The organism is Balneola vulgaris DSM 17893 (assembly GCF_000375465.1).
Classification (GTDB): domain Bacteria; phylum Bacteroidota; class Rhodothermia; order Balneolales; family Balneolaceae; genus Balneola; species Balneola vulgaris.
Genome location: NZ_AQXH01000003.1, coordinates 47,780 through 63,362, shown reverse-complemented (window position 1 = coordinate 63,362; position 15,583 = coordinate 47,780). Strand labels below are relative to the sequence as shown.

At 40.1% G+C, this 15,583-nt stretch carries 12 protein-coding genes and 1 riboswitch; of the genes, 7 read left to right on the top strand and 5 right to left on the bottom strand.

The window, feature by feature from the left end:
• Positions 1–254: 254 nt before the first annotated feature.
• On the bottom strand, positions 255–959 hold the full coding sequence (locus B155_RS0108970) for a YwaF family protein (protein WP_018127934.1): 705 nt from the start codon (positions 957–959) through the stop codon (positions 255–257).
• A 258-nt stretch (positions 960–1,217) separates the two neighbouring features.
• On the opposite strand from B155_RS0108970, the gene B155_RS0108965 reads away from it, so the two are divergent.
• Positions 1,218–3,215 (top strand): PAS domain S-box protein, encoded by a 1,998-nt coding sequence (locus B155_RS0108965; RefSeq protein WP_018127933.1) that lies wholly within the window; start codon positions 1,218–1,220, stop codon positions 3,213–3,215.
• 5 nt (positions 3,216–3,220) lie between these two features.
• Here B155_RS0108965 and B155_RS0108960 read toward each other — a convergent pair whose 3' ends face one another.
• The gene (locus tag B155_RS0108960; RefSeq protein WP_018127932.1) at positions 3,221–3,805 is read right to left on the bottom strand and encodes a 2'-5' RNA ligase family protein; all 585 of its coding nucleotides are present in this window, start codon (positions 3,803–3,805) and stop codon (positions 3,221–3,223) included.
• 169 nt (positions 3,806–3,974) lie between these two features.
• On the opposite strand from B155_RS0108960, the gene B155_RS0108955 reads away from it, so the two are divergent.
• Both B155_RS0108955 and B155_RS0108950 read left to right on the top strand, forming a co-directional pair.
• Positions 3,975–4,475, top strand: coding sequence for a Spy/CpxP family protein refolding chaperone (locus B155_RS0108955; RefSeq protein ID WP_018127931.1), 501 nt, complete (start codon positions 3,975–3,977; stop codon positions 4,473–4,475).
• Positions 4,476–4,572: 97 nt separating this feature from the next.
• Positions 4,573–5,295, top strand: a complete 723-nt coding sequence (locus B155_RS0108950) for a M48 family metallopeptidase (RefSeq protein ID WP_018127930.1) — start codon at positions 4,573–4,575, stop codon at positions 5,293–5,295.
• Here B155_RS0108950 and B155_RS0108945 read toward each other — a convergent pair.
• Positions 5,292–7,196: an ABC-F family ATP-binding cassette domain-containing protein gene (locus tag B155_RS0108945; RefSeq protein WP_018127929.1), complete on the bottom strand. Its 1,905-nt coding sequence runs from the start codon at positions 7,194–7,196 to the stop codon at positions 5,292–5,294. The two genes, B155_RS0108950 and B155_RS0108945, sit on opposite strands and share 4 nt — an antisense overlap.
• A gap of 96 nt (positions 7,197–7,292) precedes the next feature.
• Complete coding sequence (locus B155_RS0108940) at positions 7,293–8,843, bottom strand: Na+/H+ antiporter NhaC family protein (protein WP_240386271.1); 1,551 nt, start codon at positions 8,841–8,843, stop codon at positions 7,293–7,295.
• Between the two features lie 153 nt (positions 8,844–8,996).
• On the opposite strand from B155_RS0108940, the gene B155_RS0108935 reads away from it, so the two are divergent.
• Both B155_RS0108935 and ettA read left to right on the top strand, forming a co-directional pair.
• Positions 8,997–9,440, top strand: coding sequence for a CBS domain-containing protein (locus tag B155_RS0108935; protein ID WP_018127927.1), 444 nt, complete (start codon positions 8,997–8,999; stop codon positions 9,438–9,440).
• An 84-nt stretch (positions 9,441–9,524) separates the two neighbouring features.
• Positions 9,525–11,201, top strand: a complete 1,677-nt coding sequence (gene ettA / locus B155_RS0108930; RefSeq protein ID WP_026167285.1) for an energy-dependent translational throttle protein EttA — start codon at positions 9,525–9,527, stop codon at positions 11,199–11,201.
• A 100-nt stretch (positions 11,202–11,301) separates the two neighbouring features.
• Here ettA and B155_RS0108925 read toward each other — a convergent pair whose 3' ends face one another.
• Entirely contained in the window at positions 11,302–12,342 is a 1,041-nt protein-coding gene (locus B155_RS0108925; protein WP_018127925.1) for a 6-bladed beta-propeller, read from the bottom strand.
• A 380-nt stretch (positions 12,343–12,722) separates the two neighbouring features.
• Positions 12,723–12,927, top strand: a riboswitch (cobalamin riboswitch).
• Positions 12,928–13,070: 143 nt separating this feature from the next.
• On the opposite strand from B155_RS0108925, the gene B155_RS0108920 reads away from it, so the two are divergent.
• Entirely contained in the window at positions 13,071–14,975 is a 1,905-nt protein-coding gene (locus tag B155_RS0108920; protein WP_018127924.1) for a TonB-dependent receptor plug domain-containing protein, read from the top strand.
• Positions 14,976–14,986: 11 nt separating this feature from the next.
• On the top strand, positions 14,987–15,574 hold the full coding sequence (locus B155_RS13245; RefSeq protein ID WP_018127923.1) for a DUF6580 family putative transport protein: 588 nt from the start codon (positions 14,987–14,989) through the stop codon (positions 15,572–15,574).
• Positions 15,575–15,583 lie beyond the last annotated feature (9 nt).

Genomic DNA, 15,583 nt, shown 5'->3' with positions numbered 1-15,583 from the left:
TCCTTTAGGTCCGATGGTGAGGTATATAGGTAGGTTGTCGGGTTGATATCTCATCTATCGTACGGGCGATCCGCCCTATGGTTCTATGCTTGTGGTTTAGATCAGGAATGTTCCGCAGCAGAGCTATTGAACTAGGATGGAATTGATAAGGTGGCAATGCCCGGTCCGACGGATAGCCCGTCGGGCCGATAGTGAAGGTGTTGCCGCAATACATCTACCGGAAGAGTACTCTGCCCGATGGATATTAACCGAACTTATCCCTTCTTTTTAATGCGATTGAAAACCGCCCACACAAAGAGAGCCCAGATCACTAAGATTCCTTCGAGATAAAGAATATAAATTGGCCATTCAGGAAGTATGCTAAAGAAGGTAGTGCCTGGCGGCTTAGCCATGATATAGAGATAATTACTATTCAGAGCGAGGTTAATGGGGTATAAGATGGCGGCTACTACATTTAGTGCTAGAACGGAATTTCGAACATCTTTAAGGGTGAGTCCCCAACCCCACTTCATGGCAGGATAAAGAGCGAGTATCACTAACATAAGGTGAACGAGCCAATAGCGAATGGCGTCGTAATGAAATAATGAGAACTCTACAGAGGGAGTCAGGTTTGCTTGTGAAACGCCAATGATCACCCAAAAGAAGATAGCCGCCCATACTTTCTGGCTTTTCTTATAGTACACCCACATCATCACCATAGGTAGGAAATTGCACATATGAAGTGGGATGTCATGCGCAGGATCGAAACTACCAGCTATTATATTTAATGGGATCTTTAATAGCTGAGAAAGGGAAAGAATTACGGCAACAGCGAAGAGTACCTTTCTTTGGTAATCCTGTTTCTTAGGATTCATGAATTGGAAAAAAATCACCGAAAATAGGAGGAAGATTCCAAGTACGGCATAGTGTTCCACACCGTAGGAAGAAAATAAGTGCGTAGTTTCGAAAAATGTATTCAAGAATAAAGTCTCAGCGTTTTTGTGGAAGGTAGAAAAAATTGAGAATTATTAAGTGCTATTGTGCTTGCTGGAAATGGGACTATTAATGAAATATAACTTGTAGATTTTTTCTAGTGTTGTGTTATTAAAGTGTCAACCGTAGTAAGTCATAGTTTTCATTATTGTATAGTATATCATCAGATTACACGAATTATTGGGTTTTTAAAGATAGATTAAGTTATAATCTGAAAATTCCGATAGTTCCAATTTGAATCCCTCATGTCGTCTACTTCGTCACAACGTACCCCATTAAAATTGATAAGTGCAGCTGAAACAGAAAAGCGCTTAAAGTTACTTTATCAAATCTCTTCGCAGACGAGTACAGAACTACGCACTCAATTAGAGATGGCCTTAAAACTTACTACCGAGTTGATTGGGATGGATATCGGTATTATTAGCGAGGTAAAAGACGAAAATTATACGGTTCAATATTTTTACCCACCGGACTCAGGGCTACATGTAGGGCAAGAGTTTATTTTAGGCTCAACGTACTGCAGTATCACACTTAAAAGTGATGATGTAGTTGCTATCAACCACATGAGTGAAAGTGAGCATAATCGTCATCCATGCTACGAGGCCTTCTCCTTAGAATCGTATATCGGCATTCCTATTTTGATTGATGGCGAGCTTTATGGCACCATCAACTTTTCGAGCCCAAAGCCTAAAGAAGGTGGCTTCATCCCTTCTGATTATATACTTGTACGCTTATTAGGCGAATGGGTAGGTGCCACTGTAAAACGAGACCGTATTCAGACGGAATTAAGGCAGAAGAACGAGCTTTATGAACTCATATCTTCAAATTCCGCAGATATGATATGTATTCATGATGTGGAAGGCGTTTATGAATTCGTTTCCCCTTCATCTAAATCTATTTTAGGATATACCCCAGAGGAACTGTTAGGTAAGAACCACTATCATTTGATTCATGAAGAGGATATAGAATTTCTTCGCGAGAATACTCATAAAGACCTGCGCGATGCCAAAACAGTAAGCAGTGTAGAGTATCGCATCCGAAATAAAAAAGGCGACTACATTTGGTTCGAAAGTTCGGTTACCCCAGTGAAAGGGAAAGATGGCGAAGTACAGCAGCTACAATCTGTTTCTCGTGATATTACAGATCGTAAAAAAGTAGACCTGTTGTTTAAAAGTGCTCAAGAAATGGCCAACGTAGGAGGTTGGGAATTTGAAGTAGACACAAATCGCCTGTATTGGACCGATGAGTTATATAGAATTTATGAACTCCCTATTGGTAGCGAGATCAATTTAGAAGAAGTGATTGAATTCTTCCCAGGTTCATCTAAAGACAAAATTATATCTGTGATTAATAGAGCTGTAGAAAGAGGAGATAGCTACGACATAACGCTACCTTTTATAACAGCGAATGGCACTCGAAAATGGGTGCGTGCTATTGGTACGGCACATACTCAAGATGGCAAGACAAAGTCGATGAGTGGTACTTTTCAAGATGTCACCATTCAAATAGACAGCGAAAAGAAAATTGTATCGCAGAACGAACGACTCAAAGCAATTACCGCTACTCGTGATAAACTTTATTCGATAATTGCCCACGATTTAAAAGGAGCTTTTCAAGGAATACTTGGTATGGCGGAACTCCTTAAAATGGAATTGAAAGATATTATACCTGTTGAAAGTGATACTGAATTCAAACTTTCTCTTTTACATATGTCGGCTCAAAATGCCTATGAGTTACTTGAGAATTTATTGGACTGGGTTCGTATGCAGGATTCCGATATAGAGGTGAACAAAGAATCCATTGACTTAGAAGAAGTGCTGGTTAAGTCAATTTCATTAATGCAAAGTGCAGCATCTCGCAAAGGAATTGAAATCAAGCAAGAGATTTATCCCATTTTGATGGATGGAGATTCTAAGATGCTAGCCACGGTATTTAGGAACTTGATTAGTAATGCGATTAAGTACACCGATAAAGGTGGGGAAATAAAAATTTCTGCCAAGCAGCTCACCGATAAGGTTGAAATAGTTGTGCAAGATGAAGGCGTGGGTATGAATGAGGAAATTATTCAATCGTTATTTGATAAGAATAACAGACCTCAACGTAAGGGTACCATGAGTGAGAAAGGCACAGGCCTAGGACTCATTCTTTGTTCCGAACTTATCGAATTACATGATGGAAGCATTTCGGTGGAGTCTAAAGAAGGCGAAGGTTCTACCTTTACCGTATTACTCCCAATTCATTAAAAAGCTTATCCTTTTAGTTTAATATTGGTGAAAGGAGTGTAGAGACCTTTATCCTGATCTAAGCTAACTACCCAAAGTTTATCTACCATAAAAGTCTCGTCGAAAGTACGTTCTGCATATTTAGATTTCGCATCTTCGTAGATCTCGCGTGTTAAGCCTTTCGCAATAGTAATACGTGCTTCTGAACTTCCTTGATAGTTATTCTTGATGTGTAATTGTTGGCGGGTTCGTTCAAATTCTTGACTCATAAAAGTAAATACTTCCGATTCCTTAATGCGAAGATAGATTTGTTTGTTTCGATCATCGAAGCCAAATCCGTCTATTACAAAATCGAAAGCAGGAAGGTGTTCTAGCCTTCGTTGAATGAGAGTGAATACATCAAAAGTTCTGTGTTCAAGTAGTAAGAAACTACAAATGGTTATGTGTGGTGTGGTTCGTTCGGAAGCAAATGGCCCATAAGTTTTTCGGAATTCTTCCTTCAATAAGCGAATTTCCTTTGCAAGATTGGATGGTAGCCCAATAAATGTGCGGTACGCATTTAATGTATCTGGTTCACGGAAAAGGGGCATTTGGGATTTCATAGCAATCATATTCGTCTCATTTATTTAGGATGATAGAGGAGTGTAATAAATTCAAACATAAATCGCACATATATTTTATGTAAATATTATGTGCAAGTTTTTTTGGGGGTTCTCTTCTAATAATGTGTAGTAAGGACATCTACATTTTAAATCACTAAATAAAACATGGAGTATCGTCATGAGAAAAATCATCCCATCCTTATTCATCATGCTATTGGCATTTACAGTAACCACTGAGGCGCAACAACGCAGAACCCGAGTGAATACGAATGTTGAAGCCAAAGAAATGGTGCAAAAACGTCAAATGATGACCAAGCAACGCATGCAAAAAAAGGATCGCTTTCAGGAGTCGCTTACGGAGCAGCAGAAGGAACAAATTAAAGAAATAACTTTAAGTAGCCGTAAGGAAACGATTTCATTACAGAACCAGTTAGCTGAGAAACACGCAAGAATTCGCACACTGTCTACAGGTGATGACTACGATGAGCAAGCGCTCAACAAAGTAATCGATGAAGCAGCTGAATTGCGTGCCGAGATCACGAAAGTGCAATTGACAACTAAGCATTCCATAAGAGAAACATTGACGGATGATCAAAAAGTATTATTCGATTCAAGAATGCAAAAAGCTGGCAAAAGAAAGAAAATGATGAAAGCGCGTTCCGCACGTCGTAATAAGTAATCATACAAACTGCTGGTCAAAGAGAGATAAAGCCACCTTCGGGTGGCTTTTTTTATGCACATCTTTTTCCTGAGTTAAGGAATGCCTATCGTTGGCCATGTTTGGCAGAAAACGCAAAGAAATTACCTCCACACTTAGTATTAAAGAACTCGAAGTTACTGTAACTCGAAAAGCAGTGAAGAATATCAATATTCGAGTGAATCGAAGCACAGGTGCCATCAGAGTTTCATGCCCGCACCAAGTTAGAGATCGGGATTTGCAAAAATTTCTGGAGCAAAAACTTCTCTGGATTCGAAAGCACCAATCTGCAAAGGAGATACGCCAACAGGCTAAAAGGGAATTCACTTTTGTTGAAGGAGAGGAGCATCTATTTAAAGGGGAGCTATTTCGATTGCGTTTTGTAGAGAATGTGAACGCTAACTTTATTGAGTTTGAAGATGGTGAGCTCCGCGTTGGTAGTGTACTCAAAGGAAATACAGTTCGCTTGAAGAAGCTAATTGAAGATTTCCATCGCGGGTATTTGAAGCAGCAGATTCCAGCTCTTATCGACAAATGGGAACCCATAATGGGGGTTCAAGTAACGGAATTTGGGGTGAAGAAAATGAAAACGCGATGGGGGACCTGTAATATCCGAGCACATCGCATTTGGCTAAGCTTAGAACTAGCTAAAAAAAGCCCAGAACTGCTTGAATATGTGGTAGTGCATGAGATGGTTCATCTACATGAGAGATTACACAACGCTCGCTTTAAAGCGTTTATGACGCAATACCTTCCACACTGGCCAGAGTTGGATAAGCAGCTAAATGGGAAGATGTGTTAAGCTCGCTCAGCGAGTTCTAACCACTCTAATTCTTTTTCTTCCAGAGTTTCTTTCAGTGTTTCGTAGGTTTTTGAAGTCTCTTGTATAGCTTCAAAATCTAGTTCTCCTGAACTTAAGCTAGCTTCAATTTCAGCGAGTTCTTTAGTGTGTTTCTCGATCTCTTTTTCCAGCGCATTGTATCGCTTTCGTTCTTTAAAGCTCAGTTTTTGAGCATCGGAAGCCGATTCTTTTGAGGCGGATGGGCTTAGCTTCTGTGTTGCTTGCTTAGCTTTTTGCTCAGTTGCTTTTTTGGCTTCTTCCTCCTGGGCAGCTTGAAGTTGTTTGTATTCCTGATAGGTGCCGTTGAAATCTGAAATCACTCCATTTCCTTCGAATACAAAGTAATGTTGCACTAGGTTGTCCATGAAATAACGATCATGGGACACAATGATAAGACAACCGCCAAAATCAGCTAAAAAGCTTTCTAGCTTCTCCAGTGTGATGAGGTCTAAATCGTTAGTGGGCTCATCTAAAATTAAGAAATTCGGGTTCTTGATAAGCACCATCATAAGCCCAAGTCGACGGCGTTCTCCACCACTTAGCTTCTTAACAGGAGTGTATTGCATCTTTGAGTCGAAGAGAAAATGCTCTAAGAACTGCGATGCTGAAATGGTATCGCCATTGGCCAGTTCTATGACTTCAGCTACTTCTTTTATTACATCAATAACTCGTTCATTTTCTTTGAAAGTGAGCCCTTGCTGCTTGTAATGCCCATAAATGATGGTTTGGCCCGTTTTAACTTCACCAGAATCTATGGGTTCTTCTCCGGTTATAACTTTTAAAAAGGTACTTTTACCAACCCCGTTTTTCCCAATAATGCCAATGCGTTCTCCTTTTTTGAAGGAGTATTCGAAGTTGTCTAGTATTACTAGATCCCCATATGATTTGGATACGTTTTCGAGTTCCAGGATTTGCCCGCCCATGCGCGACATATTTACATCGAGCTGAACTTCTTTCTGAACACGGCCTGATTTTGCTTTCTTTTCAGTTTCGTAGAAAGCATCAATGCGGCTTTTTGATTTGGTGGTTCGTGCCTTCGGTTGGCGACGCATCCACTCCTGCTCTTTCTTCATCAACTTGCCCGCTTTGGCAACTTCAGTGGCATATATTTCTTCGCGCTCGGCTTTCTTTTGAAGGAAATATGCGTAATTCCCTTTGTGGTGGAACAGTTCACCATGTTCAATTTCTAGAATATGATTACACACTCTGTCAAGGAAATAGCGATCATGCGTTACCATAAGTAAGGTCATAGTGCTTTTTGCTAAATATCCTTCAAGCCATTCAATCATTTCCACATCCAAATGGTTGGTAGGCTCATCTAAAATCAACAGATCGGGTTCATCTAGTAGAACAAATGCCAGTGCTACTCGCTTTCGTTGTCCACCTGACAGGGATGAGATGGGTTGTTCTAGATTGTGAATATTTAAAACCCCAAGAATCTGCTTCAATCGTTGCTCGTAATCCCAAGCATTAGCTGCGTCCATTTTAGCTAAGGCTTTATCGAAGGCTTCTTGTGTCTTTTCATTATAGTCTGCCGCTTGATCTGCAACCGCCTTCTCATAATGCTGCACAATTTTGACCATCTCATTTGAACCGTGCGAGATATACTCTTCAATGGTAAGATGTTCATCTAGCTGGGGGTCTTGGGCTAAGAACCCAATTCGAATGCCGTTACGCACCATGACCTCGCCTGCATCTGGATTTTCCTGTCCCGCTAGGATTTTAAGTAGGGTTGATTTCCCGGTTCCGTTTTGTGCAATAAGGGCTGTTTTATCGCCTTTACTGATGCCAAAAGTTAAATTTTCGAATAGGAGTTTAAGCCCGTACTTCTTAGTAAGATTTTCTGTAGATAAATAGGTCATAATAGCGCTCGATGAATACGCTTAATATACGGGAATAAGCTATTGATATGTGAAGTAAACAATAGATTATCTTAACCAAGATTTACTATCAGGACATCAAACAAATAGAATAACCAGCGCTGCATAACTTAATACGGCTAAAGAACCCGCTACAAGTGCTAGAGGGAACTGGGTCTTCACATGATCCATGAGATCGCAACCTGTGGCTAAGGAGGATAAGATGGTAGTATCTGAAATGGGTGAACATTGGTCGCCAAAAACAGAGCCTCCAATTACAGCACTAAAGCACAATGTTAAGAAAAATGGATCGGGAACTATGGCCCAAGCTAAGGGGATGGCCACCGGAAATACTACCGCATAAGTTCCCCAAGAAGTACCAGTTGAAAATGCGATAATCATACAAAAGGCCATTAAAATACCGGGTAAAATTACGGGACTTAGGGAGTCTCCTACTAATTCTACTACATAGTTGGCGGTTCCAAGAGTATCAGCCACCTCTTTTAAGGTTACCGCAAATGCCAAGATGATGGCACCAATGGTTACACCTTTGCAACCATCTACAAACCCGTCGATGGTTTCTTGTAATTTCATGCCTTTAGCTACCGCAATTAATATCCCAGCTAAAACGGCCGCTACAAAAGCTTCAGCAATGAGTAGGGTTGACTCATTTCCCTTATCAAGAATAAAGTAAGTGTATAGGAATGGGATGATGGCAACACCAAGCAAGGTTCCAATAGGTCCGATGAAATCAATTAAGCCAGGATTGTAATTCGCGGGTACTTTGTTTTGTGTGAGTTCGTCGGCCGCCATTGGCATAGCGCCATCTCGGTCTAGTTTCCCTTCTTCGCGGGCCCGTTTAATGGCAGCCCTCATTTGCTTTCCTGGAATCCAAGGGAGAAGATTTGCTGAAAAAAGCAGTGTTATTAAAATGGAGAAAATCGCATAAAAGTTGAAAGGTAGAGCTGAGAAGAAGAAAGCGATACTTTCTTGTGTGGTGCTGAAGAGCTCATTGGTTCCAATCACTAAACCCGCTACATAAAAAGGCCACACATTAAAGGGAATGAGTGTGGCTATTGGACTTGCGGTTGAATCCACTACATAAGAAAGTTCTTCATGCGATACTTTGTGTTTGTCGGCGATTGGCCGAACTGTAGCGCCTGTTAACACCGTACTAATGGTTCCTCCTTGATGAAATACGATGCCCATAAACCAAGTAAATAATTTGGCTGATCTTGGACCATGAACCATCTTCTCGCTTGCCCATGATGCAAACTTCTCGGCCCCACCCGTTCGAGTCCATATACCGATGAGCCCGCCTAGTGCCCATAGATAAACAAGAAGAATTAAGGCAAAATCCTGTGTTCCAATGGAGGGGATCAGGAATTCCTGTACCACATTAATTTTATTGGATATTACAGCTCCTAAACAGATGCCCAAGAATAAGGAACTGGCTACTTCACCGGTATAAAAAGCAAGAAAGATAGCTAATAAGGGAGGAGTGATGGACCAAAAGCCATAGTGCCCATTTTGTTGTGTGAAACCATCAGTAAAAAATAAAAATATCACCGATAGAGTGAAGGTGAGTAGAAGGCCATGTACGATCTTTTTTCGAATGGCTGGATCCCCAAATTTGTCAGCTATACTCAAAACTTTTCCCTTTATGTTTACAATTACTTGCTGCGACACTATACAAAATCCAAAGAACATTCAGAAAATATTCCCACATACATGAAGTGAATATTTGCAAAATTCCCAAGATCTGTTTTTTTGTATTAAAGACTCACTTAACGGGAGAATATTATGACGGTCAGAGATTTGCTTAAAAATAAAGGAACAGAAATTTATTCGGTGAACCCCGAGGAAACGGTTTATGATGCCATCGCCAAAATGGCTGATTTAGACGTAGGAGCCCTATTGGTTATGCAAGATGATGAACTTGAGGGAATCATATCAGAAAGAGATTATCGCAATAAAGTGATACTGAAAGGTCGTGCTTCAAAAAGTACTTGGGTGCGCGAAATAATGACGGATAAAGTGGTGTGTGTAGAACCCTCTGATTCAGTAAACTTGTGTATGCAACTCATGACGGATAAAAGAATTCGTCACTTACCTGTGATAGATCAAAATAAAGTGGTTGGTGTGGTATCCATTGGGGATGTAGTGAAATCGATCATTCAGAATCAAAAAGTCGAAATTGATTCCCTGCGCGATTACATAGCCGGAGGTTCGGGATACCCCGCATAATTAGCCCCGTTGATTCTAAATTAGGGTATTGAAATACCTTGAACTCTCCGTACCTTTGAGCTTCATAAAATTGAACCAAAGAGGATTAGTTTGAGCGATCAGAAGATAATTTTTTCGATGGTTGGGGTGAGCAAAGTTCACAAGCCCAACAAAACTGTTTTAAAAGACATTTACTTGTCTTTCTTTTACGGAGCTAAAATAGGTGTGCTCGGTTTAAACGGTGCAGGTAAATCTACGTTGCTCCGCATTATAGCCGGCGAAGACAAGGATTATTTAGGAGACATCAGTGTGCAAAAAGGCATCACTTTTGGATACCTCCCTCAAGAGCCACAGTTAGACCCGGAAAAAACAGTTAAAGAAATTGTTGAAGAAGGAGTTCAGGAAACGGTTGACCTCATCAACGAATATGAAGCCGTTAATGCTGCTTTTGCTGATCCAGACGCCGATTTTGATGCGCTTATCGCAAAACAAGCGAAACTTCAAGATCAAATCGATCGCCTCGAAGCATGGGATTTAGACAGTAAGCTTCAGCAAGCCATGGACGCGTTAAGATGTCCTCCAGGCGATACTTCTGTTTCTGTACTTTCAGGGGGTGAGGCTCGCCGTGTAGCTCTATGCCGCCTACTACTGAAGAAACCCGATGTGCTATTGCTTGATGAGCCTACCAACCATTTAGATGCTGAATCAGTGGGTTGGTTAGAGCAACACTTAGCACGTTATGAAGGAACAGTAATCGCCGTGACCCACGATCGTTATTTCTTAGATAATGTTGCGGGTTGGATTTTAGAACTAGATAGAGGAGAAGGTATTCCGTTTGAAGGAAACTACACCTCATGGCTAGAGCAAAAATCAGAGCGACTGCGCCAAGAGGAAAAGCAAGAATCGAATCGCCAGAAAACACTACAGCAGGAATTGGAGTGGATTCGTCAAAACCCTAAAGGTCGCCGCGCGAAAAGTAAAGCACGTATTAATTCGTACGAAGAACTATTGGCAAAAGACCAAGAAAAGAGGGTGGATGATATGCAAATCACCATTCCGGCAGGACCTCGTTTAGGGAATAAAGTAATTGTAGCCGAAAATGTAGCCAAAGGCTTTGATGATAAACTCCTTGTTGAAGACATGGAATTTCAATTACCTCCAGGTGGTATTGTGGGTGTGATTGGGCCGAATGGTGCAGGTAAAACCACGCTTTTCAAAATGATAATTGGGGAAGAGCAACCTGATAGTGGCTCCCTTGAGATAGGGGAAACTGTGCAGTTAGGATATGTAGATCAAAAGCGCCCATTAGATCCAAATAAAACAATTTGGGAAGAAATTTCAGGTGGACATGAGGTTCTAAAGCTTGGTAATAGGGAAGTAAATTCTCGTGCTTATGTTGCTCGTTTTAACTTTAGTGGCTCCGATCAACAAAAGAAAACAGGACAGATTTCTGGTGGTGAGCGTAATAGAGTGCACCTTGCAAAAATGCTTAAAGAGGGTGCCAATGTGTTACTCTTGGATGAGCCTACCAACGATTTGGATGTGAACACTCTTCGTGCACTCGAAGAAGCATTACTTGAATTTGCAGGTTGTGCAGTTGTGATTTCCCATGATAGGTGGTTTTTAGATCGTGTGGCTACACACATCCTTGCCTTTGAAGGGAATAGCCAAGTGTATTGGTACGAAGGAAACTATGAGCAGTATGAAGCTCATCGTAAAGAAAGACTTGGTATCACTGACGATCAACCAACTCGTATTCACTACAAGAAGTTGACGAGATAAATCATCTCTGTAAATTTATGTTGAAAAAGGCTCCTAGTTTCTAGGGGCCTTTTTTTATGGATTCAAACTCTAGTTCTACCGAAAATATTTAATGAAAGAGTTAATTAATCTCAGGAAGTACAAATGCTTCAATTTGTCTTAGTGAATCATTCATAGTGTATATAGTTTGGTCTATTACTGCGATGCCTCTCACTTTAGTTTCGAATAAAATGGATCCGAAATATTTATCTCCAGAACGTGAATATATATCAACGTAGGTGTGCATTCTATTAATAATTGTATTTTTGGCACTTACATACTGTAGAAATAGAAAGTCGTCATTATAAGAAACACCTTCTAAGCCAACAGGAGAACTTGGGGCTTTCTGACCATTGGATGTCTGACTACTTTCGGGATATTTTAAACGATCAAGTGTTTGAACAGTTTTTGTTGACCTGCCTTGAAGATCATAGAAAAACATATAACTAGCGTAAAAAGGTAAATAGATGAATTCATTCTTATTATTTGATGGAATTATTAAGCCGTCAAATGAAAGAATGTTAGCAAATTGATCGTTAGCTAGAGTTCCAAATGCATGTTCTACTTTGCCATTATTGTTTATTACTCTGAATAAGTCTTGTGTTAACCCCATTAAAACTATTGAACTATCAATCACAGTAACACGTAACTCAAAATTATCATAAGAAATAGGATCTAAAGTTGTTTTTGTGTGTCTTTCAAATCTTTTGACTTGGAAGGTTCCAGCATCGATAGCGTATAAAGTTTTTGGCGAGATAAAAACATCAAGTATTTGACTGAGTTCACCAGGACCTCTACCCTTACCGTTCCCAAACGTATCTATATACTTACCATCTTTGGTAAATCTTTTAATATGCATGTCTGCATAATCTGTTATGTATAAAGTGTCGTTAAACGTATCGAGCATCTCAGGTTTATAGAGATATTCGGTTATGTCAGAGTTTAATTGAATGGGTTGATTTGAGTTTTTCAACCAATTTCGATTCCAATCATTTTTAGTTTGAGATAATTTAAGCTCTTCATTTAAAGACAAGGAGGGATCAATAGCATTTAATCTATATAGTAACAATGAGCCTAAGATGATAATCAATGCTATAATGAATATTCTTATGTAAGTAATCATGCTCAAAAAATTTGAGCTTACATCTTACTGTAAGCTCATTAGAATTAATTGTTCTCAGGTATCCATTTACCCATGCAAGTTTTTGGTTCATTATTGCAATAGGTATATTGACACACTCTTGTGGTCGCTTCACCACACAAACTTTCACAATATTCTGTACAATCTTGAGCTTCTTGTGCTTTAACTGGGGATGTAAAATAAAAAACCAGTAATAATGTAAATAACGTGCTAATCAAAGCTAGATCAATATATTTAATGTTATTCATGTGTATATTAATTAGTTACAGTTAACTCCTATATAGTATATTTTTTTTTTTAAGAGATTCAAATTCAAAAATTATTGATGTTTAGGTTCTATTGACATCGCCGAAAAAAGCTCGTAATCTTTTGGCGCAACAGGTTTTCATGAATACCATGTGTATTCTGAAATGAAAAGGGAATCCGGTGAAAATCCGGAGCTATCCCCGTAGCTGTAAACTCTCAAGTAGATTCGGCATTATGCCACTGTTAGTTCACCCCGAACTGATGGGAAGGCGTCGACTTCTAGGAGTGAGCCAGAAGACCTGCCCGTTGTATTTCTGAATTTTCAGGCTTTCGGAGGAAAGGCCGGGATTAGATCCATCTCAGAATACGCAGGTTTTCTAGTATCTCATTTCCTGTGTCTTCGTTATCAAGATTTTATCCCCTCTAACAACCGGAAGCTCATCGGTAATCATTAATAAAACACCATGAGCAACAAAACATTACTAAGTATTTTTGCAGGGGTTCTGCTGAGCACCTCTTCCATTCAAGCACAGCAAACAAGTGTACCCGTGGATACACTAGAACTAAATACAGTTGTAGTTACAGCATCCAAAATCCCCACAGAAACACGCCAAACTACACGTCCTGTTGTAGTAATTGATCAAGCCGAGATTCGCAAAAGTGCGGGTAAAGACTTAGCTCAATTGTTAGATGATCAATCAGGGATTGTAATCAACGGCGCATTCAGTAACCCTGGTAAAGACAAGGGCGTTTACCTTCAAGGCGCAACCACACAGTATGTACTGATCCTAATTGATGGTCAGCCGGTAAATGATCCCTCTGGAGCAGGCGGAGCCGTAGATCTACGTCTTATCTCCCTCGATAACGTTGAGCGAGTGGAAGTGGTAAAAGGAAGTATGTCAACGCTTTACGGTTCTGATGCAATCGCAGGAGTGATTAATGTGATCACTAAAAAGCCTCAAGATAAAACAGTAGCTGTTAACGGTAAGGCAGCCTACGGTTCATATGAATCGGTAGATCTTTCAGCGGGAGTGAATGGCCGATTAAACTTACTAGGCTACTCATTGAATTACAGTAAGCAGACTACCGATGGGATTAGCGAAGCTAAAGATGAGAATGATGCTGGTAACTTTGATAAAGACGGCTTCAACCGCGACGCATTAAGTGCCAAGTTCGATATCGCTTTAACGGAACAGCTTTCTATTAAGCCCTTTGTGAATTACACCAATTATGAAGGTGATTATGACGGTGGCGCTTTTGCAGATGCCCCCAATAAGTACACGGCTAAATTGGTAAACCCAGGGGTAGATATTCATTTCGAAAATGATGCTTGGACCGTAAAAGGAGGCTACCAATACAATGAAGTTGAACGTACGTTCGAAAGTGGATTCGGTACCTCAGAATTTACAGGGAATATCCAGAACTTAGATATCTATAGTACCTATGCGGCCAGCGAAAATGTAACGGTTTTAGGTGGATTCAATTACCAGAAGCAAGTTTTAGACGACAACGATGCAAACACTAACAACCCGGATGCTACCTTAATCAGTCCTTATGTTTCTTCCATTTTAAAAGCTGAAAATGGCTTAGGTGCAGAATTAGGTTTTAGGTTGAACGAACATTCTGATGCTGGAACTCAGTTAACCTATAATTTCTCTCCATACTATAATGTAAATGAGAACATTCGAGTTCTTGCTTCTTATGCAACGGGATTCAAAGCTCCTACTTTAAACGAATTGTTTGGCCCGTTCGGTGCTAATCCTGATTTAGAGCCTCAGAAGAGCCGGTACATCGATTTTGGGATTGAATATTATGCCAATAACGGTCGTTTTAATGCAGAGGTGCTGTATTTCAACCGTCATATTGATGACGTAATCATTTATACATTCGGTACTGGCTACGAAAACCAAGATGAGCAAGACGATCAAGGTGTTGAGCTAAGTGCTAACTATTTGGTAAACGAATTCTTGACCGTTCAATCATTCTATAACTATTTAACGGGCGAGCAAACAACCCTAGATGGTTCTGGAAATGAAGTGAAAAGAGATAACCTTATTCGCAGACCTGAACATGCATTTGGATTTAGCTTTTTAGTAAGTCCAAGTAATGATGTGAATGTGAACCTACAAGTACGTCATACTGGCGAGCGTGAAGATGTATTCTTCAACCCTAATACATTTGCTAGCGAGTCTAAGACTTTAGATGCCTTTACCTTAGTTAATCTATATGCAGATTACACTTTATTAGAAGGGCAATTAACCTTATTTGCAGACATCAAGAACTTGTTTGATACCGACTACACTGAAGTGTATGGCTATAATACCATTGGTATTTATAGCAAAGCGGGTCTACGTTTTAACATCAGATAATCGTTCGAATTATGAAAATCAAAGACACTACTTTTAGAAATGGCTTTGCACTTTGCCTGGTCGCTGTTACAGCGGTTTGGCGAGTGCTTATGTCGCATGAACTCACCACGATTCCAGAGTTTAGTAATTTCAGTCCTGTTGGGGCAATGGCACTTTTCGGAGGAGCTTATTTTGCCCGCTGGAATAGTTTTATAGTGCCCGTTGCAGCATTGTGGCTCAGTGATATCGTTTTGAATAAGTTGGTATTCTACGGTGAATGGGTATTGTTTTATGAAGGGGCCGCGTGGACCTATGGCGCTTTTGTGTTAATGGCTCTTGCAGGAAATGTACTCATGAAAGATCGTACGGCATTAAACTTTGCAGGCGGTTCACTTGTAGTCGTGTTTATCCATTGGATTGTGACGGATATTGGAGTTTGGTTATACTCGAACACCTACCCTCAAACAGTAGAAGGGTTTATAGCATGTTTAATTGCTGCTATTCCATTCGAGCGTAATTTACTGTTTGGAACATTATTCTATGGTACTTTCCTATTTGTAGGGTATGAATGGATGAGTGCTAAATATTTCCAATTGAAAGCTCAAAAAGTAGAAGCCTAAACCATCGTT